Below are 20,910 nucleotides of genomic sequence, written 5' to 3'. Positions count from 1 at the left end.
AAATAACTGATGTAAATTTTGCGCCGGAAAAATGGTTTAGTTTGAGGCGTAAGTTGATGTAAATGGTTGTTCCCTTTACGAAACTTACAACGAAAAAATAAGTTGTTTTAACAAGTAAAATAGATCAGTTACTTACTATGATTGGTATAACCCGATACTTAATGAAAGTCGATTATAGGTATTTATTTTCTTTCAAGTAATCAATAACCTGTTGCGCACATGCTTCAATAGACTTTTTATCAGTTTGTACATGAATTTCAGGATTAACTGGTTTCTCATATGCACTGTCGATACCTGTAAAGTTTTTAATCTCACCTGCACGTGCTTTTTTGTATAAACCTTTTGGATCGCGAGATTCACAAACCGCTAAAGGAGTATCGATAAATACTTCGATAAACTGCCCTTCTGGTAATTGTGAACGAACCATTTCACGATCAGCAACAAAAGGAGAGATAAAAGCAGTTGATACTAATAAGCCTGCATCAGCAAATAACTTAGAAACTTCCCCTACACGACGAATATTTTCAATACGATCTTTGTCCGAGAAACCTAAATCGCCGTTTAAACCATGGCGCACATTATCCCCATCAAGTACGTAGGTTTTAGCTTGATGTTGAAATAACATGAGATCAACGGCATTTGCTACCGTTGATTTACCTGAACCACTTAAACCAGTGAACCATAATACAGCGGCTTTGTGTCCGTTTAATTGACAGTGGTCTTGGTGAGAAACACTGGCTTGATGCCAAACAACATCTGATGATTTCTCGCCATCAACTTCTTTTTCAATATAAGGATTTGTCATAATAATTCTCTCTTAAAGTGCTTATATCCAGTCTTATAGTTAATTAATAAACGCTGGAAAACATAAATAATAAACGGTTAAGCGGCTGTTAAACCAAATACGCTAACAATAGCTATGATGCAGGTTACGCTATACACCAAACTAACAGGGATGCCGATTTTAATAAAATCATTGAGTTTGTATTGACCTGCATTAAACACCATTAAATTAGTTTGATAACCATACGGGCTAATAAAGCTGGCACTGGCCCCAAAAGCAACCGCCATAATAAACGCAGTCGGATTAGCATCAATACTCAAGGCTAAGCCATAGGCAATGGGAAAAATCAAAGCCGCCGCCGCATTATTGGTAACCAATTCAGTTAATAATAAGGTGATCGCAAATATTGCAACCAAGGCAAACAATGGGCTGAATAGGTGTGTACTGGCACTCATCAACTGGTTAAAGTTATCAATCACACCACTATTTTGTAGAGCATAGGACAATACAATAGCGGAGGAGATGATCACCCAAATATCAGTTGGAAAACGTCTTAACAACTCACTACTCGTCACACAGCCGCTCAATAATAAAACACCGAGTAACAGTAATACCGCTTTAAATAACGGAATAACGCCAAGCGCAGCTAAGCCAATGGCAACAAAGAAACCAGCAATAGCTAGTAACTCTTTTTTACCTGATAAACGTGAATCTAATTCAACATCGGATAATAGGATAAAGTTTTTACGAATATTACGACGTGATTTAAAGTCTTCACCGACTGCTAACACTAAAAAATCGCCAGGTTTAATTTTAAGCTTACCTATTTTACCAGAGACCTTTTCACCATCGCGTTTAATGGCTACCACAGCGGCATCAAACAAAGAGCGGAAACCAACAGACTTTAATGATTTACCATTTAAAATACTTTCAGAGCGAACCACAACTTCACGCAGATTACCTAAAGGTAAACCGCTGCTTTCAGCAAAGATAGATAACCCATCAAATAGGCGAAGTTGGCTTACTTTAGAGATATCGCCACTGAAGATTAATTTGTCATTGGCTTGAATCACTTGATTAGGGTTAATCGCGGTTAACTGTAAATCACCACGCATAATCTCCACTAAGAATAGTGATTGCAGGTGACGTAAACCATTTTCATCGATACTTTTACCGACCAAACTAGATTCAGGTTTAACCTTAGCTTCTATAAAATACTCTTGGGCGGTATCACCTTGTATTTTACGATCAGGTAATAGTGAACGACAAAAATATAATGCTACACCACAGGCTGCCACTACGCAGATACCTACTAGGGTAAAATCAAAAAAGCCTAAGGATGGCAGGTTTGCATCAAGTACTAAACTGTTGACGATTAAGTTGGTTGATGTCCCCACGAGTGTTAATGTGCCGCCTAAAATAGCCGCATATGATAAAGGAATTAATAACTTACTAGCAGAGTGGTTGGGGTTATTTCGTATTGGCCCAAGCATGGTTGAAACAACCGCCGTATTATTTAAAAACGCCGATGACAGTACAGTTAATCCAAACAACCTTAACCAAGTCGCACTGTAATTAGGTTGAATCACTTTCATTGCCACTAAGCGCAACAATCGGGTTTTTTCTAATGCTATGGAGCACAGCATTAATATAATAAGGGTTAATAAGCCTTGATTTGACAGGCTAAGAATAACTTGGTCTGTAGTGACCATTTGCGTTGAAAACAGAGTTAATAATGCAACGCCAAATACTTGGCTTGGACGTTGTTGGAATTTAATTAAACCAATGATGGTTAGGATGAAAACGGCAAGTACAAAATAGGATTGGAATGTCATGAATGCGCCATCAATGAAGCGTGATCAGAAGTCAATAACACTGACAACTGATCACTTTTTAGAATTACCCTTTCAGGATATCTTTTGCTTCCCAATGTGGGAAATGCTTACGTACTAGTGCATTGAATTCAACTTCAAAGTCACTGTAAGCTGTTTTTGGCGCAGCTTTAGCTTCAATGGCCTGTTTAATCATACCAGCACCAACTGTGGCATTAGACAAACGGTCAATAATGATGAAAGCACCAGTAGCACGGTTTGATGAGTAAGCATCAAATTGTACTTCTTTAGCCACTTCAAAATTACAGCTACCGATCTCGTTTAGACCTAGTTTAGAAGCAGGTTTTTGCTCGATAGTGTTTACATCTGTTTGGTAGTTAACAGAAGTCACAGTACCTACTGTAGAGTTACTGCCTACTTTAACAATGTATTCACGGTCAACGTGTAATGCATTTTCATCCATCCAAACTACGTCAGCTTCAAAGTTCTTAGTTGACTGTGGTTTTTCATGTGGACGAACAATCATATCACCACGGCTGATATCGATTTCATCTTCAAGTGTTAGCGTTACTGCCATACCTTGGTATGCCACTTCTAAGTTACCGTCAAATGTAACGATCTCTTTAACTTTACTTTGTTTACCAGAAGGTAATGCTTCAATCGTATCACCCACACGGATTTCACCAGATGCAATCGTACCTGCAAAACCACGGAAATCTAAGTTTGGACGGTTAACGTATTGCACACCTAAACGGAACTGTTCATTTTCATCACTGCTGATTTGAACTGTGTTCAATAGGCGTAATAACGGAGAACCTGGATACCAAGTCATGTTTTCGCTTTGGTTTACAACGTTATCGCCTTTTAGTGCAGAGATAGGTACAAAACGAATATCTGCAATGTTTAGCTGTTGAGCGAACTCACGGTAATCATCTTTAATTTTTTTGTAAACTTCTTGGTCGTAACCTACTGCGTCCATTTTATTGATCGCAATAACCACATGTTTAATACCTAGAAGAGAACAGATATAAGAGTGACGACGTGTTTGAACTTGTACACCGTGACGCGCATCGATAAGGATGATTGCAAGGTCACATGTAGAAGCACCAGTAGCCATGTTACGTGTGTATTGCTCATGTCCTGGTGTATCAGCGATGATGAATTTACGTTGCTCTGTTGCAAAGTAACGGTAAGCAACATCGATAGTAATACCTTGCTCACGCTCAGATTGTAGACCATCAACTAATAACGCTAAGTCAAATGATTCATCTGTTGTATTGAATTTTTTAGAATCTTTTTCAATAGCAGCCATGTGATCTTCAAAAATCATTTTGCTATCAAATAATAGACGACCAATCAGAGTTGATTTACCGTCATCTACGCTACCACAGGTAATAAAACGCATCATGTCTTTGTTTTCATGGACACGTAAATATTCTTCGATGTCCGATGCGATTAGATTTGTATCGTTAGTCATGTTTTTTCCTTAACTCTTTATAGGATTGGGTTATTTAAGCGTTGGCCTAAAAGTAACCTTCCATTTTTTTCTTTTCCATCGAACCAGCAGAATCGTTATCGATTACACGGCCTTGACGCTCAGAGGTAGTTGTTAATAACATCTCTTGAATGATTTCAGGTAATGTCTTCGCTTCAGACTCAATCGCACCTGTTAATGGGTAACAACCTAGTGTACGGAAACGTACATTTTTCATCTGTGGAACTTCACCCTCTTCTAAAGGCATACGCTCATCATCAACCATGATTAAAGAACCATCACGCTCAACCACTGGGCGAGGAGCAGAGAAATATAGAGGAACCATATCGATTTGTTCTTGGTAGATGTACTGCCAGATATCAAGCTCAGTCCAGTTCGAAAGTGGGAATACACGGATACTTTCTCCACGGTCTACTTTAGAGTTGTAGATGTTCCATAATTCTGGACGTTGGTTTTTTGGATCCCAACGGTGTTTTTTGTCACGGAAAGAGTAAACACGTTCTTTTGCACGAGACTTCTCTTCATCACGACGTGCGCCACCAAATGCAGCATCAAAACCGTAATGATCTAATGCTTGTTTAAGACCTTGTGTCTTCATTACATCGGTGTGCTTAGCAGAACCATGGGTAAATGGCCCCATGCCCATTGCAATACCTTCAGGATTTTTATGAACTAATAAATCAAAGTCATATTTCTTCGCTAGATTGTCACGGAATTCAATCATCTCTTTGAATTTCCAATCTGTATCTACGTGTAACAGCGGGAAAGGAATCTTACCTGGGTAAAAAGCTTTACGTGCAAGGTGCAATAACACAGACGAATCTTTACCGATTGAATACAACATTACTGGGTTATCAAACTCAGCGGCTACTTCACGCATTATTTGAATCGATTCAGCCTCAAGTGCCTTAAGGTGAGTTAGTCTTTTATTGTTCATGTGTTTCCTTACAAAGTCACAAGATATATATAATTTTCTCTATTATGCAGTGTTATTTAATAAAAATCAGTAACGAAATTAGATAGTATATAGAAAATTGTTATAAGGGTGCGCCTTTGTTTAATTCATTGAAAAAAGAAAAGTTTATTGTAAACCACTCTAAGATTGATAGGTGTTAAAGACAATCAAAGACAGTTATCAACGTATAAAGAGTTTATTTACTCAATCATACCAACTGGGTTAAGTTAACTATAAAATGATGATTAAAATCAGTTAATTAGTGTGCTGGTATAAGCGCTAGTGTGACATAATTAAACAGCAAAAAATAGTCAAAGATTAGTTCCCAAATAGGGGAATAAGTTCAATTAACTAAAGATTGCTGTTAAAACGACCAATATTAACTACCTAGAATAATCAAAGGCAAAGATAAAAGCTGGTCTCCTGATTTAGCAAAATAGAAGATGATGGCAATTAACGCCCCTACCGTCAGAAAATACCATGCAGTTGAAAACAGTTGACCGTATCTGTCTAAGGGTAACAAATGACTATTAAAACGGGTTCGCCATTCCAACACAATTTCCACACTGCCAATTAATAATAAGAACCCTAATAAAGCTAAACCAAGTTGGTAACTTACTAGGACCCCTGCTAAGGCTGTTACCACACAAGCTAATAAACCAACTAGGCTGTTCATGGAGAAAGTAATACTTTTTAAAATGTGTCCACCATCTAAAGGCAAAATAGGCAGTAGATTAAATAAATTTAACAATGCATTAAATGTAGCTAAACCAGCAAAAAAGGTACTGTCCGTTAACCAGTACACAATTAAACACCCAATAGACATAATCAAACCAAATGTCGGGCCCATAATTGAGATAACCACATCTTGCCAGCGGGTATTAATTTTTTGGTCGGTGACCGCTAAACCACCAATAAAGGGAATCAGGTAGATACCTTTGGTTTTCATACCAAAATATTTCATGGCTCGAATATGCCCGTATTCATGGAACACTAAACAAGCAATCAAAGCCATGGCAAATTGAAAAGAGAAAAACCAACTATAAGCAGCAATACTTGCGCCCGCTAAGACAACCTTAATAATTTTAGCACTCTTAAATAACTTTAACGCGAGTGAGCCTAAACCAAGTAAACTTAATTTTTTAGGTTCTTGGTTTATTTTAATTGGCGTCTGCTGTTCAATATCCTTTTCGTTTCTGGTTCTTTCTTCGATAAGTTGATCATCCACATATAATGAATAAGACACTAAAAATGGCTGCCAAATAATATAAACATCTAATTTACAATCAATAGCGACTTTTTCAGTAATCACATCATCCTGTGGTATATCACTAGCCTTTATTGTTTGTTGTTGAAACAGTTGAAAATGATGCGTGGTATTTCCCTGTGCTGATTCACTCGCGGTGATTTGCGATACTAATTGGTCACCCCAATACAATTGCTGCCAACCGGCCATTGAGGCCTCTAATCTTAATATTTTACCAAAATGTGGTATTTGTAATAATTCCATGATTTATCCTTATAATTCCACTTAATTATGACAGAATTAAAAACAACTAACTATCTAGGGATTTCATCAAATCGTCACTATTTCTGACTTTCAATTATTCACTTAACCCGTATACTTAGCTTTTTTCCAATGTCGTTAATTTTCAGCTACTAAGTTTGTTCAATTAAGCAGCATATAATTTAACGACATTGATACTTGAACCACCCTTTATTAAACAGAGAGAACACCATGACGCAAAATATTGCTGCATTAGAAAAATTCCAAGACGATGTCAAAGAGAGTCAGCTTTTATGGGCTTTACAAGATAAAGCAAGTGGTGATTGGGTGGTAATGGACTCAATGAATTACGAAGAAACAGAAGTGATGCCTTTATGGTCTTCTGAAGCATTAGCAAAAACACACTGTATTGAAGAATGGTCTGATTATGCGCCAGCTTCAATTTCACTAGCTGATTGGTTTGAATTTTGGTTAGAAGACCTAGTAGAAGACGATGTGATTGTTGGTCTTAACTGGGTAGGTGATGAAGATGATATCGAGCTTGGATTGTCTGAATTTACTGAAGCACTTGGTCAAATCGAAGCTCTATAAATATTACTTGATGTGATACACGGTAATATAGGTTAATTAACATCGCTTAATTAACCTATATTCCTTGCACATTTAACCCGCTCTTTATTACTACTTCAGAAATCACACAAAAACATTATGTCAGAAAACAAAAACCAATCAGCGTCCCCTTCTCGTACGATTATTGCTTTAACTAACCCTAAAAGTTCATCTAATGTCGGTGGTGCTATGCGGGCAGCTGGTTGTTACGATGCACAAAAAGTGGTTTATTCAGGCGACCGTTTTAACCGTGCCGTTCGCTTGGCTGCTGATACCCAAAAAGTCCACGAAATTGTGCCATTGGTTCATTATGAAGATCTATTAGACGCATTAGAGCCGGGCATGAAGTTAGTCTGTGTTGATTTAATCGAAGGTGCAACGCCTTTACCTAATTTCGAACATCCAGAAAATGCCATGTACTTGTTTGGGCCTGAAGATGGCACCATCAAACAAAAAGTTATCAATCAAGCTGATGCAGTGGTCTATGTACCAACCATAGGTTGCATGAACCTGGCGGCTTCAGTGAATGTTGTAATGTACGATAAATTAGCAAAGTCTCAACAACATCAATTAGATAATGAGTTAATTAAAAAGAGTCGAGATCGTAACAATAAGATCAAAGTGAAGGCGCTTAAGTATGAAAAAAATAGAATTAAAGAAGAAAATAGATTACTTCGTGAGGCGGCTCTAAAAGAGCAATCATAAACATCTTACTATGATTGTTATTATATGTGGCTTTTATCCACTAAGATAAAAGCCATGGATTAAAGAGTCTTATATAATTATAAATGCTCTTCAGCATATTCCGCGAGTCGGCTTCTTATCACCCCATTCAAGAATATATTAGCGCTACCTTCGAAGTCCTTAAATCTTTCCACAATATAAGTTAACCCTGAAGTAACAGGTGTTAGATAGTTACTATCAATTTGCGCCAGATTACCGGAGCAGACAATCTTAGTTCCTTCACCACAACGTGTAATAATGGTTTTTAGTTGAGAAGCCGTTAAGTTTTGACACTCATCCAACAACACAAAACTGTTTTGAATACTGCGTCCGCGCATAAAGTTAACAGATTTAAACTGAATATTTGCTTTATCCATAATGTAATTCACTGAGCTAGTACTGCAGTTGTCATTTTTATGAAGCACTTCCAAGGTATCTGTGACTGAGGCTAACCAAGGCATCATTTTTTCTTCTTCGGTGCCCGGTAAGAAACCAATGTTTTCAGCAATATCTGGAGTATTACGCGTCACAATAATTTTGTCGTACTGTTTTTGTTCAATGACTAGTTCAAGTGCGGCTGCCACTGCCAGTAATGTTTTACCACAACCAGCCGGGCCAGTTAACACAACTAAATCGATACTAGGGTCAAGCAACGCATTAATGGCCATGCCCTGATAAATATTTTTAGGTGTGACTCCCCAAGCTTGTTGACCCATGATGCGATCATAGCCAATATCTAGGAGTTCAACTCCTTCTTCGAATTGGTCAGTAATTTTACCAACAAAATCGTGGTTTTCATCGAGAATATATTGATTAGGAAAAGGTTGGGTAATTAATTCGGTTTTTAATTGGTGATAGGTATCTTCACCACGATTGAAGGTTTCACACTCCTTGATGGTATCCCAGAAATCTCCTGCTACTTGCTGATAACCTTTGCTTAACAGGTCAACATCATCAATGAGTTTATCGGTACGGTAATCTTCTACATATTTTAAACCTGCCCCTTTTGCTTTGAGGCGCATATTGATATCTTTGGTGACGAGAACTACTCTTGAAGGGGCTTTGCTTTTTTGGAGGTACAGTGCGGTATTAATAATTCGGTTATCAGGCTCATCCTCACTAAAGGATTCTTGTAGGAATGATGCATGGTGATCGGCAAATATAGAAATGCTACCACCTAATAACACCCCTTTGTGGTCTATTTTCACCCCCTGTGATATTTGCTCAGTGGTGGCGTCTTCAAAAAGGTTTTCTAAACCACGTATAGCGACTCGGGCGTCTCGACTTACATCTTTTTGTCTGTCTTTAATGCGGTCCAACTCTTCTAAAACTGTCATTGGAATAACAACATTGTGTTCTTGGAAGGAGTATAGGGCTAATGGCTCATGTAATAAAACGTTGGTATCAAGGATATAGAATTTGCGTTCGGCTTCTGTCATGAATAACTCCTCTATTGAAAAAAATATTGCTGTTACAATTTTTATATAAACAATAAGTTATGTCACTTTCATTACAACCATTACATTTACAAGAATAACCGTCAAGTCAAAGTTTCAATCATTTATGCGTGAATTTTGAAAAAATGTGTTTCGTAAATAATCAGCGTGCGTATAATTGAATCAATGATACAAATCAGCAATTTAATCATTATATGAATGTTCAAAGCAGTTCATTGTTGATTTAAAATAAGTAAGACTATCAATCAAAAGGTGTGATAAATGAGTACAGTTCTTGAATTAGTAAAAAACACGCGTCGTAAAAACAAGTTAAAACGTGAAATCATTGATAACGAGAAAAAAATCCGTGATAACCGTAAACGTGTCGACCTATTAACCAACTTACTTGAGTACATTACACCGGCTATGACTCATGAAGATATCGTTAATATCATTAAAAACATGCAATCGGATTATGAAGATCGTGTAGATGATCACATTATTACCGGTGCTGAATTATCAAAAGAACGTCGTGAAGTAAATAAACAAATCAATTCATTTAGACGTCCAGAAGTAAATAAATAACGACAACTTACCTCGTTATAATTGCCCCAAAAAAGATAGCTTAGCTATCTTTTTTGATTTCTAACCACTGTATTTTCCTCGATCTTCAATCTGTTAGGCAAAACGATGAACTCAACTCCCTCATCCCTATCACAATTGCAAAACAACCATATCGACCTATGGTCAGTTTCAGTTGAGCAATTTACTGATAGCAAGCAAGAGCAAGCCAACATGCTGCTGACTGAGCAAGAGCAAATTAAGATAGCCAGTTATAAAAACAACAACGCAAAAAAAACAGCACTGATATCTCGTGCGCTTTGTCGCCTTGTATTAAGTCAATATATTGGTTGCGCACCTCAAGCACATCAATTTATCCGCAATCAACACGGCAAACCCAGCCTAGCTAATAACCCAAAAAAATTAACATTTAACATTAGCCATAACGATAAGCTAGTGGTCATTGCTGTATGTGTTAATGATCAAATTGGCTGTGATATAGAAAGTCCTGAGCGACGAGTAAGCATTGAACCAATCACAAGACGCTACTTCTCCGAGCAAGAGCATAGTATGTTAATGGCCAAACAAGGAGAGTCACAAAAGCAGGCATTTTTTAAAATTTGGACATTAAAAGAAGCTTTTGTAAAAGCAACAGGGATAGGTATCAGCTTAGGGCTAGATTCGTTTTATTTCATACTCGACCAACCACAACAGGCATCACAAGATATTAAAGTGGCTTTTAATGCTCACTATCCGTTAGATACTGATCAAGCTTGGCATTGTTATCATGACAGCCTACATTCACAAGCACTTTCATTATGTCGTGCTAGTGATAGTAAGCAGAAGATTAATTACTTAGAGGCGAGTCATCTATTTCAATAAGATGAGTCATCATGGTCAGACAGATGTAGCAGAAATATCTGCTACTTTAGTTCGATAAACTCTACTGCTGCCGAATACCCACCTTGCTCTTCTTGATTAACACGCAATAGTTTCGCCACGGCATGTAACGGTAAAAAGCGACTGTCAGTAGTCTCTAATAAAATTTCAACTTGCTGGTCAGTATTTAATCCTGAATCATTAAATGTAATACGCATCCCGGTACTACTTAAATCATTACAGGTGCCAGGATAAGATACTCCATCTTTTACAATCTCAATGGGGAGATTTATCTCCATCCGATGAAATGAACGTTTATCATTTTGCGCAAAGTACATAAGATTCCCTCTTCTAATTTTTTCTTAAAATGACTTATAACGTCTTATTTTGCAAGTATCACTCAGCTATTTAGGTGAAAACTGAGTCTGTCATCAAAGCAATAGATAAATGTTCATGGCTTAGATAACAACTGAATAATCGATTCCGGCATGGGCTGTAATTGTTTATTTTTATCTAAACACACCATTTCAATATCACCAATCACAGCCGCTCGTTTTGCATTAGGTCGCCACACTTCTTGACGCCATAGTGTCTTATACTTGCCATCAATAACAAAGCTAGTGCGGATATCACATATTTCAGCAAACTCTACTCCATCTTGAAAGGTCATATTTGCTTTATACACAGCAAAACCTAAACCTTGCTCTTTCCACAACTGATCTAAACGTTGGCTGCCAATAACATGTTCTCGAGCCCGTTCAAAATACTTTAAAAAGTTAGGGTGATATACCACGCCAGAATGATCCGTGTCTTCATAATATATTTGCACTGGGTGGTGATAAATCTTATTTTCCATCTACATTCGAACCTATGTTATCTAATATGTTGTCGCTGGCTTCTTCTAATAAATCCAACACTAATTCAAAGCCCTTCTCTCCCCCATAATAAGGATCAGGGATCACTTGCTCACCTAGGCCTGCGAATGCTAAAAATAACGCGATTTTATGTTGGTGTTGTACTGGGCATCGCTCTAGTAAATCTTGCTTATTCTCTTGATCCGCTGCTAGGATATAATCAAAATCAGAAAAATCCTGTGTAGTGACTCCCCGTGAGTTAATACCTGAAAATGAATATCCGCGCTTTTCACCCGCTGCGACGGCTCTGGCATCTGGATTATTGCCTTGATGATAGTTAATAGTGCCTGCAGAATCGATATCTAACGCCACTCCTTTTTGCTGAGCTTTAGCCCTTAGCACAGCCTCTGCGGTTGGCGACCTGCAAATATTACCTAAACAAACAATCAGTACTTTTTTCATCTGCTTTCTCACTTTATTAAATGATTATTCAACGAGTTGATACATACCTTTATAAGCAAAGTTTTCAGGTTGTAAATTAGGGGTTTGATAGGCTTTTTGCAATGCGTCTATCAAGGTTTGTGTTCGTTCACATACACCTTTCTCTAATAACCATAATACTTTTTGATAGACTTTTTGTTTAAAGGCTAAGCGATTAATAACAATGCCACTTAAATTATCACTACTTACATCGAAGTCCGCACCACAACTCACCGTTAATATCCATTCTATAGCTTGCGGCAACACTTCTACTTTTTCAAACTCAGCTTGTCGTGCTTGGTCTCGATCATCAGGCTCATACCAATAGCCATAATCAACTTGTAAACGTCGTTGCTCACCGGCCACTAACCAATGCGATATTTCATGCAAAGCACTAGAGAAATAACCATGGGCAAAAACAATTTGATGATATGAACATCCATCATTAGCAGGTAAATAGATGGGTTCGTCATCACCTAACACCAGCTTAGTATTATATTGTTGAAAAAACTGCTGATTAAATATCTGAATTAAATCTTGGCTAACAAACTCGATTTTTGACGGTTGGAACATACAATAAAAATCTCATAAAACAATATGATCGACAAGGGTAAATACAAATTATACACTTCCCTTTATGTTCAATCTAACTAATAAAGATAAACCATGTCATTACTGAGCAAACTTCGTTGTGCATTCACCTTAGGGCAAGGTGTATTGATCGAAAATAAAGCATTAACCACAACAAACGACCCAATTCAATTCTTTAACGATTGGTTAAAAGAAGCGGAATCAACTGGGGTTGTGTTACCAGAGTCTATGTCTGTATCGACTTGTAGCCCACAAGGTCGCCCTTCTTCTCGAATGGTGTTATTAAAAGAAGTCGATCAACAAGGTTTTGTATTCTTTACTAACTACGGCAGTCGTAAAGCCGGAGAGTTAGACGCCAATCCCTTTGCAGCCTTGTTGTTTCATTGGAATATACTGCAACGTCAGGTACGAATTGAAGGGCGAATTGAGCGTGTAAGTCATGCTGAGTCCGAAGCTTATTTCCATTCTCGTGGTCGAGGCAGCCAAATTGGTGCTTGGGCTTCAAAACAAAGCCAAGTATTAGATGAAAGACAAACACTGGTTGATAGTGTGAAATATTACGAAGATAAATTTTCAGGTCAAACTGTCCCTTTACCTGATTTTTGGGGTGGCTACCGTGTGATCCCAGAAAAAATTGAGTTTTGGCAAGGTAAAGCCGATCGTTTACACGACCGCTTTACTTACACTAAATCAGGACAAGAATGGGTTATCAATAGACTCAACCCATAATATTCTTAAGTCGTATTTTGTGTCGTACTTTATTCATTCCAATAAAGTACGACGGTTGCACCACTGATTGAACTACCATAGTTAACTGATACACCAATCCCAATATTATCTAAAAATGGAATTTTATTATTAGTATCAATCACCCAGCCAACACTGGTTTCATAGTAATAACCATCGTCAGCCATCGCTTCTAAGTCACCAAAGAGATCAATTCTTTTGAAATCTATGGTTAAAAAGTCATTCACGCCCCACAGTTCCGGTACGCCAACGGTAAATTCCACACCATTTGTCACACGCCAACCTTCTGGGTTAACACTGTATTTGTCATTGATGGTGCCAGCAAAACTTTGTCCGTAAATATAATTGGTTTTATTATGTGCGCGCCAGGTCCCCCACTTCTCTTCTCGCTCGTAGCCGATGCCCACTTCTGGTTCAGTTATCAGCGCCCATGCACTGATATTTAAGGTATCACCGTCTAACTCATCGATAGCATCTTCAGGAAAGCCATCGCCATAATCATATTCATTGCTGTAATAAGTAAGGTGAAAACCTAATGCAGAAGTAACATACCAATTATCAGTGACATGATAAAATTGTGAGTAGTTACCATAAATACCCATAGTCTCCTGTTTAGCTGTATCATCAACTCCAGAATAAATCTCACTGTCACTTTCCGTATTAATGTAAAAAGCACGCACTGTGATGGCATGATCCCAGGCATCACTTTTAGGCTCTAGATCCCAGGTGTAAGGGATAACAAATACATTTAAACTATTTTTATAATTTGATGAATCTTCATCACCAAAACCAGGATCCTCAGACTCTATATCAAAATTGGTAAAACCAAAGGTCAATGCTTCACTGTCTGACATCAGTGTAGATATAGCAAAAGACTCTTCAATAGAGTCAAGTGCGCTTTCTGCAGCGCATATGGGAACACCGAAAAATGAACTTAATAAAAAGCAGTAAATTGAAAAACGCTTACGATATTGAAACAAGTATCCCTCCTATTTTAAAACGTGTAAATGAACAAAAATATCCCTATAACCAGCCGTGCTTTTCAAACATATCAGCTAGTTTGTCCAATTCTTTATCAATATGTGATTTCCAACTGATACCATTTTGTGCACCGCCCAGTTTCTCCATAAACCAGTTATAAAAAACGGCATTATCAAATAAGCCATGTAGGTATGAGGTATAGATATTATCTAGTTGCCAACCGATATCAGGATCGATAAACGGCTCAACACTATCATTTAATAACACACTTTCGCCATGATGAATTTCATAAGCGTCTATTGTTTGACCTAACCAGCTAATTTTTCTTTGTTTTGTTGCTTTATTGTGCGCCAATGTGGTGCTGAGATTAATAATACCTAAGCCCTGTTTATCACCATCTTCCAATGCTAATGGGTCGTTAATCTGAGAACCTAAAATTTGTAAACCACCACAAATGCCTAATACTAACTTACCTGTTTGACTAAATTTTTTAATCTCTTGGTCTAACCCCACGGCTTGTAAGTGCGCTAAGCTTTTGCCGCTGTTTTTACTCCCGGGTAAAATAATTGCATCAAATACTGATAAATCTTGAGCAGTTTGCACTGGCACCAGATTGATATCATCTTGGTAAGTTAACGCATCGAACTCATCCATATTAGAAGCATAGGGATAATAGATAAGTGCAACGTTGATAGCACCATGTTGCCATGTTGTACCAAGTCTAAAGCTATCTTCTTCCGGTAAATGATGACGATGATAGGGTAAGTTAGCGACAGTAGGAATACCTGTTTTTTCCTCTAACCAGTCCATTGCATTGCCTAATAAACTTGGGTCTCCGCGAAACTTATTTAATACAAAGCCTTTAATGAGTTTTTGTTCTTCTTCAGCAAGACAAGCCCAAGTTCCAAGGAGATGAGCAAATGAACCACCTCTATCGATGTCTGACACTAAATACACATCGGCTTGACACGCTAAGGCAACACTCATATTAACTATGTCCCCTTCGCGTAGATTGATCTCAGCAGGACTGCCAGCTCCTTCAATCACAATTTGCTCATATTCTGCTTGAATATCAGTTAATGCACTCACCACTTTAGGCCAGATCAGCTTTTTTCTGGCCATCCACGGCATATTGGAGATAGCGGTATCAACTTTACCGTTAATAATGACCTGACTAAAAGTTTCAGCACAGGGTTTTAATAATACCGGATTCATCAATACTGACGGTGTGGTTTTTGCTGCGATCGCTTGTAGATATTGCGCACGACCAATTTCAGAGCCATCTTCAGTGATTGCCGCATTATTACTCATGTTTTGTGCTTTAAAAGGAGCAACCTTCACACCACGATTTGCTAATAGGCGACAAATTGCAGTCACAATCAGTGACTTTCCTGCATCACTTGTACAACCTAATACCATTATCGGCTTTTTCTTTACTGTCATTATTTTTTACTTAATCCACATCTGCAGCATATTAAACAGGCAAAAAAAAGCACCGTTTTCACAGTGCTTTTATACAATTAACAAATCGTTAATCTTAACCGCGACGTGATGTCACTGCGTCAGATAGTTGTGCAAGTAGTGTTTCTGTTGCATCCCAACCGATACAAGCATCAGTAATACTTTGACCGTAAGTTGGTGCAACACCTTCGCATAGGTCTTGGCGACCTTCTACTAAGTGGCTTTCAACCATGACACCTGAGATTGCTTTATCACCACCAGCAATTTGACCACATACGTCATCAAGTACTTTCATTTGGTTTTCGAATTTCTTCTCAGAGTTTGCATGGCTGAAGTCGATCATTAATGTTTCAGCTAAACCTGATTTTTTAAGATCAGTTTTGATAGCAGCAACATGTTTTGCACTGTAGTTAGGCTCTTTACCACCACGTAGAATGATATGACAATCAGGGTTACCCGCTGTTTCTACTATCGCACTATGACCAAATTTGTTCACAGATAAGAAGTGGTGAGAAGCATTAGCAGCACCAATCGCATCTACCGCTACTTTAATCGTACCGTCTGTACCATTTTTGAAACCAACTGGGCAAGATAGACCAGAAGCTAGTTCACGGTGAACTTGTGATTCAGTCGTACGTGCACCGATTGCCCCCCAAGACATAAGGTCAGCAATGTATTGCGGTGTGATCATATCTAGGAACTCAGTCGCTGCAGGTAAACCTTTTGAGTTAATGTCTAATAAAAGTTTACGAGCTGTACGTAGACCTTTATTGATGTTGAACGTACCGTTTAACTCAGGGTCATTAATTAAACCTTTCCAACCCACTGTTGTACGTGGCTTTTCAAAGTAAACACGCATAACAACTTCTAATGTATCTTTATATTTTTCACGCAGTGCAACTAGCTTATCAGCGTATACAAGTGCAGCTTCTGTATCGTGAATTGAACAAGGACCGATAATCACTAATACACGGTCATCTTTGTCACTTAAAATATTGCTAATAGCGTTACGCGAATCAGCAACTGTTTGGCTTACTGCATCTGTTGCTGGAAATTTTTCTAGTAAAGCAATAGGGGGTAATAGTTCTTTAATCGCTGTTATTTTCAAATCATCTGTTTTAATCATAATATGTCCTGAGCACACCGTTGTGCCTATTAGTTAACTTGTAGTTTTATTGTTTATTTTAAATATTCTGTTTAAGCGATCTTGCTTACCCATTAATCCATTAATTGGCTATACGGTTCAATCTCTACCGTCTCACCTTTTGCAATATTGCCTCTGTCTTGTTCCAGGACAATAAAGCAATTTGACTGACTCATTGAGCTAAACACGCCAGAGCCTTGATTTCCTGTGGTTGTTACAATTAACTGCCCCTGTTCATTCACTGAGTAGTTACCACGTTGAAAATCTGTTCTTCCGGGTGCTTTACGTAATGTATCAATACATACTGCATTTAAGCGTAGTGGTGCTTTTACCGCCTCTCCACTCATTTTAGCCATTGCTGGCACTGCTAATTGATATAGTGTCACGATAGCGGAAACCGGATTTCCTGGCAACCCAAAAAACACACTGTTTTGAAGCTTGCCAAAAGCAAAAGGTTTTCCTGGTTTAATTGCTAGTTTCCAGAACCCAATTTCACCTATCTCATTAAGCACTTGTTTAATGAAATCCGCGTCTCCAACGGAAACTCCGCCACTTGTGATCACAACATCGGCCTGTTGATCAGCCTTGATTAATGCAGCTTTAATTTCACTATAGTCATCTTTAATAATGCCAAAATCAATCACTTCGACATTTATACGGGATAGAAGTCCTATAATACTATATCTATTGCTATCGTAAATCTCACCTTGTTCTAACTTAGAACCTAACGGTCTTAACTCATCACCCGATGACATAACCGCTACTTTTAATTGACGATAGACAGGTAATTCAGAAAAACCTAAAGAGGCTAATAAAGGAATATCACGAGGTGTCAATTTATGGCCTTTTGATAACACCGTTTGCCCTACGCTTATATCTTCACCAGTAAAACGTAGATTGTTATGTAACTTAGGTGCATTCACAAAGGTGATAGTCTCGCCATCAACGGTTACTTGTTCTTGCATCACCACACAGTTTAACGCATCCGGTATCATTGCTCCGGTCATAATGCGAATACATTGTCCTCGTTGAATGCTTCCTTCAAAGGGAGCGCCAGCAAATGACTTACCTACTTCAATGAGAGAGATGGGATGCATGACAGAACAATCAATTAAGTCATCACAATGCAATGCGTAACCATCCATTGCAGAGTTATTAAAAGGCGGTACATTTTGTTGCGAAATAATATCCTGATTTAGGGTATAACCTAACGCCGAAGATAGAGGTAAGGTGATCGCCTCACACACATTACAGAGTGTATCTTGCATTTTATTAATCGCATCAGCTAAAGGCATTAAGCCTGGTACATCACAACTACTCATATTATTTTCTCTATTAATTAGTGTTTAAATATTTACTTAACGCATGTCGTTTGTTATCACGGTACTAGTAAAATTAAGCAGACTTAATCCCTTTTAAATTACTGAAACAGCTTTCAACTGCAGTATTGATAAAATCTTCGATGAAGGCTAAACTCTTCTGCTCTTCACGTACCGCGGCATATAAGGTTTTCCATACCCCCTCTTTACCAAGACGACGAGCCACTACATAATCCTTTTGCAGATATTCGAATAACGCCCAATTAGGTAACGCAGCTACACCTCGCCCACTGGCCACTAATTGCAACATCATCATGGTCATTTCCACTTGACGTATTTTTGCAGGATTAACTTCCTCTGGCATTAAAAAGCCATTAAAGATATCTAAGCGCTCTTTTTCAACTGGATAAGTAATCAATGTTTGTTCTTTTAGATCTTCTGCATCAATAAAGGTTTTATTCGCTAAGGGGTGATGACGACTCAACGCCAACATAGATTGATAACTAAACAGTGGGATATAACTAATACCTTCAATCACTTTCGGATCCGATGTCACCACCAGATCCAAATTACCACGCTTAAGAGCAGGTAATGGTAAAAAGCTAAAACCACTAGAAAAATCTAACTCCACCTCTGGCCAACTATCACGAAAAGCATCAATGGCAGGCATCAACCATTGAAAACAAGAGTGACATTCAATAGCCATATGTAAACGCCCTGCGTCACCTGATGAAAAACGTGATAAGTCACGCTCAGCCTGTTGGATCTGCGGTAAAACTTGATCGGCAAGTTCTAATATCCGTAAACCGGCAATGGTAAAACGGATTGGTCGTGATTTACGAATAAACAAAGAGCAATCTAAACGTTGCTCTAACTCTTTTAATTGATGAGAAAGTGCAGATTGCGTTAAATGTAATTGTTTAGCAGCTTCCACTAGGCTACCCGCTTTATTTAAGGTGGATAATGTTTTTAAGTGTTTAAATTCAATCATGATTAACCTTACAAGTGAATATTGATTATTCCATAAAAGTTAATTTTATTCATACTTAATATGAAATAATTGAATTTAGCTCATTAATAAACAATAACATGATGATTTTCAGTAATTCACCTTCACTAACTTAACCAGATAGGTTACTTTAACACGCTGTGTTAAGCATAAAATATTAGGGGTTAAGGGGTTTAAATGTATTCAATTGTTCGTTCAAACAAATTAGATAATGTCTGTTATGACATTCGTGGTCCAGTACTAAAACAAGCAAATAAGCTGGAAGATGAAGGCCAACGTATTCTTAAATTGAACATAGGTAATCCCGCCACATTTGGATTTGAAGCCCCAGAAGAAGTATTAATGGACGTGATCAAGAACCTGCCAAAAAGCCAAGGTTATTGTGACAGTAAAGGTCTATTCTCAGCACGTAAAGCGGTCATGCAACATTATCAAGCCAAAGGCTTATTATCGCTAGATACTGATGATATTTACATCGGTAATGGGGTAAGCGAGTTGATTGTGATGGCGATGCAAAGCTTATTAAATAATGGCGATGAGATATTAGTACCAGCGCCAGATTACCCGTTGTGGACAGCGGCAGCCAACCTTTCTGGTGGTAAAGCCGTACACTATGTTTGTGATGAGGAATCTAACTGGTTCCCTGACATTGACGATATCAAATCAAAAATCACCTCTCGTACTAAGGGTATTGTGTTAATTAACCCAAATAACCCTACTGGTGCCGTATATAGTAAAGAGTTGTTAGAGCAAATCGTCGAGTTAGCACGCCAACATAACTTAATTGTGTTCTCCGACGAGATCTATTCAAAAATTGTTTACGATGATGCGGTACATATTCCACTAGCGACCTTGGCTGATGATATTTTAATCGTCACATTTGACGGTCTTTCAAAAGCCTATCGAGTATGTGGTTTCCGAGTCGGTTGGATGATGATCAGTGGCGCTAAAAAACAAGCCAGAGATTACATATCAGGCATTGAGATACTCGCCAGTATGCGTTTATGTGCCAATGTACCAATGCAACATGCGATTCAAACTTCATTAGGCGGTTACCAAAGTATTAACGAGTTAACCGTACCCGGCGGACGTTTATATGACCAAACACAAACGGCATGGAAACTATTAAACGATATCCCTGGTGTTAGCTGTAACAAACCCCAAGGTGCGTTATATCTATTCCCTAAACTAGACCAAAAACGTTTTAACATTAAAGATGATCAACGTTTTGCAATGGACTTATTGACTGAAGAAAAGATTCTAATTGTACAAGGTACAGGCTTTAATTGGCATAAACCTGATCACTTCCGGATTGTGTGTTTACCTCGTGTTGATGAGATGAAGACGGCGATCAATAAAATAGCCAATTTCTTAGACGGTTATAGTCAATAAGTTTAATCGGTTAACTTCGCAGTGTTTGCAACAGTTTTGTCGCTCAACACTGCGCTGTTTCTTTTATCGTCACTTTACTCACAAACTGACTTCCTTATCTCGAACCTTATCTAAAATACTTCATGTAAATTATTGGTCGCTTATCGACCTA

Annotated in this window: 21 protein-coding genes; 6 read left to right on the top strand and 15 right to left on the bottom strand. The window is 38.1% G+C overall.

What is annotated here, in order from left to right:
• Positions 1–172: 172 nt before the first annotated feature.
• The 5 genes from cysC to DS885_RS00945 all read right to left on the bottom strand — a co-directional run bounded on the left by cysC (position 173) and on the right by DS885_RS00945 (position 6,576).
• A complete protein-coding gene (gene cysC / locus DS885_RS00965; RefSeq protein ID WP_113817534.1) occupies positions 173–805 on the bottom strand; it encodes an adenylyl-sulfate kinase in 633 nt (210 codons plus the stop codon).
• 77 nt (positions 806–882) lie between these two features.
• The gene (locus DS885_RS00960; protein WP_113817533.1) at positions 883–2,619 is read right to left on the bottom strand and encodes an SLC13 family permease; all 1,737 of its coding nucleotides are present in this window, start codon (positions 2,617–2,619) and stop codon (positions 883–885) included.
• A 64-nt stretch (positions 2,620–2,683) separates the two neighbouring features.
• Entirely contained in the window at positions 2,684–4,093 is a 1,410-nt protein-coding gene (cysN, locus tag DS885_RS00955; protein WP_113817532.1) for a sulfate adenylyltransferase subunit CysN, read from the bottom strand.
• Between the two features lie 46 nt (positions 4,094–4,139).
• Complete coding sequence (cysD, locus tag DS885_RS00950) at positions 4,140–5,048, bottom strand: sulfate adenylyltransferase subunit CysD (protein WP_113817531.1); 909 nt, start codon at positions 5,046–5,048, stop codon at positions 4,140–4,142.
• Positions 5,049–5,445: 397 nt separating this feature from the next.
• The gene (locus DS885_RS00945) at positions 5,446–6,576 is read right to left on the bottom strand and encodes a site-2 protease family protein (RefSeq protein WP_113817530.1); all 1,131 of its coding nucleotides are present in this window, start codon (positions 6,574–6,576) and stop codon (positions 5,446–5,448) included.
• 228 nt (positions 6,577–6,804) lie between these two features.
• Between DS885_RS00945 and DS885_RS00940 the strand changes: the two genes are divergently transcribed.
• Complete coding sequence (locus tag DS885_RS00940; RefSeq protein WP_113817529.1) at positions 6,805–7,164, top strand: DUF2750 domain-containing protein; 360 nt, start codon at positions 6,805–6,807, stop codon at positions 7,162–7,164.
• A gap of 117 nt (positions 7,165–7,281) precedes the next feature.
• Positions 7,282–7,887: an RNA methyltransferase gene (locus tag DS885_RS00935; RefSeq protein ID WP_113817528.1), complete on the top strand. Its 606-nt coding sequence runs from the start codon at positions 7,282–7,284 to the stop codon at positions 7,885–7,887.
• 77 nt (positions 7,888–7,964) lie between these two features.
• Here DS885_RS00935 and DS885_RS00930 read toward each other — a convergent pair whose 3' ends face one another.
• Complete coding sequence (locus DS885_RS00930; protein ID WP_113817527.1) at positions 7,965–9,344, bottom strand: PhoH family protein; 1,380 nt, start codon at positions 9,342–9,344, stop codon at positions 7,965–7,967.
• 279 nt (positions 9,345–9,623) lie between these two features.
• Here DS885_RS00930 and DS885_RS00925 point away from each other — a divergent pair, with 279 nt between their 5' ends.
• Both DS885_RS00925 and DS885_RS00920 read left to right on the top strand, forming a co-directional pair.
• The gene (locus DS885_RS00925; protein WP_113817526.1) at positions 9,624–9,926 is read left to right on the top strand and encodes a DUF496 family protein; all 303 of its coding nucleotides are present in this window, start codon (positions 9,624–9,626) and stop codon (positions 9,924–9,926) included.
• A gap of 105 nt (positions 9,927–10,031) precedes the next feature.
• A complete protein-coding gene (locus DS885_RS00920; protein ID WP_113817525.1) occupies positions 10,032–10,784 on the top strand; it encodes a 4'-phosphopantetheinyl transferase family protein in 753 nt (250 codons plus the stop codon).
• Between the two features lie 41 nt (positions 10,785–10,825).
• Here the strand turns inward: DS885_RS00920 and DS885_RS00915 are convergent, their stop codons facing one another.
• From DS885_RS00915 to DS885_RS00900, 4 genes are all read right to left on the bottom strand, one after another.
• Positions 10,826–11,119 carry a PilZ domain-containing protein gene (locus DS885_RS00915; RefSeq protein WP_113817524.1) on the bottom strand — a complete coding sequence of 98 codons (294 nt, stop codon included), beginning with the start codon at positions 11,117–11,119 and terminating at the stop codon, positions 10,826–10,828.
• 113 nt (positions 11,120–11,232) lie between these two features.
• Positions 11,233–11,637 carry an acyl-CoA thioesterase gene (locus DS885_RS00910; protein WP_113817523.1) on the bottom strand — a complete coding sequence of 135 codons (405 nt, stop codon included), beginning with the start codon at positions 11,635–11,637 and terminating at the stop codon, positions 11,233–11,235.
• Complete coding sequence (locus tag DS885_RS00905; protein WP_113817522.1) at positions 11,627–12,097, bottom strand: low molecular weight protein-tyrosine-phosphatase; 471 nt, start codon at positions 12,095–12,097, stop codon at positions 11,627–11,629. The genes DS885_RS00910 and DS885_RS00905 overlap by 11 nt, the downstream gene beginning before the upstream one ends.
• A gap of 24 nt (positions 12,098–12,121) precedes the next feature.
• Positions 12,122–12,688, bottom strand: coding sequence for an elongation factor P hydroxylase (locus DS885_RS00900; RefSeq protein ID WP_113817521.1), 567 nt, complete (start codon positions 12,686–12,688; stop codon positions 12,122–12,124).
• Positions 12,689–12,781: 93 nt separating this feature from the next.
• Between DS885_RS00900 and pdxH the strand changes: the two genes are divergently transcribed.
• Complete coding sequence (gene pdxH, locus DS885_RS00895) at positions 12,782–13,435, top strand: pyridoxamine 5'-phosphate oxidase (protein ID WP_113817520.1); 654 nt, start codon at positions 12,782–12,784, stop codon at positions 13,433–13,435.
• 29 nt (positions 13,436–13,464) lie between these two features.
• Here the strand turns inward: pdxH and DS885_RS00890 are convergent, their stop codons facing one another.
• From DS885_RS00890 to DS885_RS00870, 5 genes are all read right to left on the bottom strand, one after another.
• Entirely contained in the window at positions 13,465–14,433 is a 969-nt protein-coding gene (locus DS885_RS00890) for a Solitary outer membrane autotransporter beta-barrel domain (protein ID WP_113817519.1), read from the bottom strand.
• A gap of 43 nt (positions 14,434–14,476) precedes the next feature.
• On the bottom strand, positions 14,477–15,877 hold the full coding sequence (locus DS885_RS00885; protein ID WP_258546808.1) for a cobyric acid synthase: 1,401 nt from the start codon (positions 15,875–15,877) through the stop codon (positions 14,477–14,479).
• A gap of 94 nt (positions 15,878–15,971) precedes the next feature.
• On the bottom strand, positions 15,972–17,024 hold the full coding sequence (aroG, locus tag DS885_RS00880; protein ID WP_113817538.1) for a 3-deoxy-7-phosphoheptulonate synthase AroG: 1,053 nt from the start codon (positions 17,022–17,024) through the stop codon (positions 15,972–15,974).
• Positions 17,025–17,113: 89 nt separating this feature from the next.
• On the bottom strand, positions 17,114–18,361 hold the full coding sequence (gene moeA / locus DS885_RS00875; protein WP_113817517.1) for a molybdopterin molybdotransferase MoeA: 1,248 nt from the start codon (positions 18,359–18,361) through the stop codon (positions 17,114–17,116).
• Positions 18,362–18,434: 73 nt separating this feature from the next.
• The gene (locus DS885_RS00870) at positions 18,435–19,349 is read right to left on the bottom strand and encodes a LysR family transcriptional regulator (RefSeq protein ID WP_113817516.1); all 915 of its coding nucleotides are present in this window, start codon (positions 19,347–19,349) and stop codon (positions 18,435–18,437) included.
• Between the two features lie 195 nt (positions 19,350–19,544).
• Here DS885_RS00870 and DS885_RS00865 point away from each other — a divergent pair, with 195 nt between their 5' ends.
• A complete protein-coding gene (locus tag DS885_RS00865) occupies positions 19,545–20,759 on the top strand; it encodes a pyridoxal phosphate-dependent aminotransferase (RefSeq protein WP_113817515.1) in 1,215 nt (404 codons plus the stop codon).
• The last annotated feature ends 151 nt before the right edge of the window (positions 20,760–20,910 follow it).

Source organism: Psychromonas sp. B3M02 (assembly GCF_003318165.1).
GTDB lineage: Bacteria > Pseudomonadota > Gammaproteobacteria > Enterobacterales > Psychromonadaceae > Psychromonas.
This window is presented reverse-complemented; position numbering and strand designations above follow the sequence as displayed.

What these genes read in the sequence shown, in the direction of transcription:
- DS885_RS00920 (WP_113817525.1), top strand. Translation starts at nt 10,032, where the DNA reads ATGAACTCAACTCCCTCATCCCTATCACAATTGCAAAACAACCATATC.
- DS885_RS00915 (WP_113817524.1), bottom strand. Translation starts at nt 11,119, where the DNA reads ATGTACTTTGCGCAAAATGATAAACGTTCATTTCATCGGATGGAGATA.
- DS885_RS00870 (WP_113817516.1), bottom strand. Translation starts at nt 19,349, where the DNA reads ATGATTGAATTTAAACACTTAAAAACATTATCCACCTTAAATAAAGCG.
- DS885_RS00910 (WP_113817523.1), bottom strand. Translation starts at nt 11,637, where the DNA reads ATGGAAAATAAGATTTATCACCACCCAGTGCAAATATATTATGAAGAC.
- cysC (WP_113817534.1), bottom strand. Translation starts at nt 805, where the DNA reads ATGACAAATCCTTATATTGAAAAAGAAGTTGATGGCGAGAAATCATCA.
- DS885_RS00905 (WP_113817522.1), bottom strand. Translation starts at nt 12,097, where the DNA reads ATGAAAAAAGTACTGATTGTTTGTTTAGGTAATATTTGCAGGTCGCCA.
- DS885_RS00865 (WP_113817515.1), top strand. Translation starts at nt 19,545, where the DNA reads ATGTATTCAATTGTTCGTTCAAACAAATTAGATAATGTCTGTTATGAC.
- DS885_RS00900 (WP_113817521.1), bottom strand. Translation starts at nt 12,688, where the DNA reads ATGTTCCAACCGTCAAAAATCGAGTTTGTTAGCCAAGATTTAATTCAG.
- DS885_RS00960 (WP_113817533.1), bottom strand. Translation starts at nt 2,619, where the DNA reads ATGACATTCCAATCCTATTTTGTACTTGCCGTTTTCATCCTAACCATC.
- pdxH (WP_113817520.1), top strand. Translation starts at nt 12,782, where the DNA reads ATGTCATTACTGAGCAAACTTCGTTGTGCATTCACCTTAGGGCAAGGT.
- DS885_RS00940 (WP_113817529.1), top strand. Translation starts at nt 6,805, where the DNA reads ATGACGCAAAATATTGCTGCATTAGAAAAATTCCAAGACGATGTCAAA.
- cysN (WP_113817532.1), bottom strand. Translation starts at nt 4,093, where the DNA reads ATGACTAACGATACAAATCTAATCGCATCGGACATCGAAGAATATTTA.
- cysD (WP_113817531.1), bottom strand. Translation starts at nt 5,048, where the DNA reads ATGAACAATAAAAGACTAACTCACCTTAAGGCACTTGAGGCTGAATCG.
- DS885_RS00925 (WP_113817526.1), top strand. Translation starts at nt 9,624, where the DNA reads ATGAGTACAGTTCTTGAATTAGTAAAAAACACGCGTCGTAAAAACAAG.
- DS885_RS00945 (WP_113817530.1), bottom strand. Translation starts at nt 6,576, where the DNA reads ATGGAATTATTACAAATACCACATTTTGGTAAAATATTAAGATTAGAG.
- moeA (WP_113817517.1), bottom strand. Translation starts at nt 18,361, where the DNA reads ATGAGTAGTTGTGATGTACCAGGCTTAATGCCTTTAGCTGATGCGATT.
- DS885_RS00935 (WP_113817528.1), top strand. Translation starts at nt 7,282, where the DNA reads ATGTCAGAAAACAAAAACCAATCAGCGTCCCCTTCTCGTACGATTATT.
- DS885_RS00930 (WP_113817527.1), bottom strand. Translation starts at nt 9,344, where the DNA reads ATGACAGAAGCCGAACGCAAATTCTATATCCTTGATACCAACGTTTTA.
- DS885_RS00885 (WP_258546808.1), bottom strand. Translation starts at nt 15,877, where the DNA reads ATGACAGTAAAGAAAAAGCCGATAATGGTATTAGGTTGTACAAGTGAT.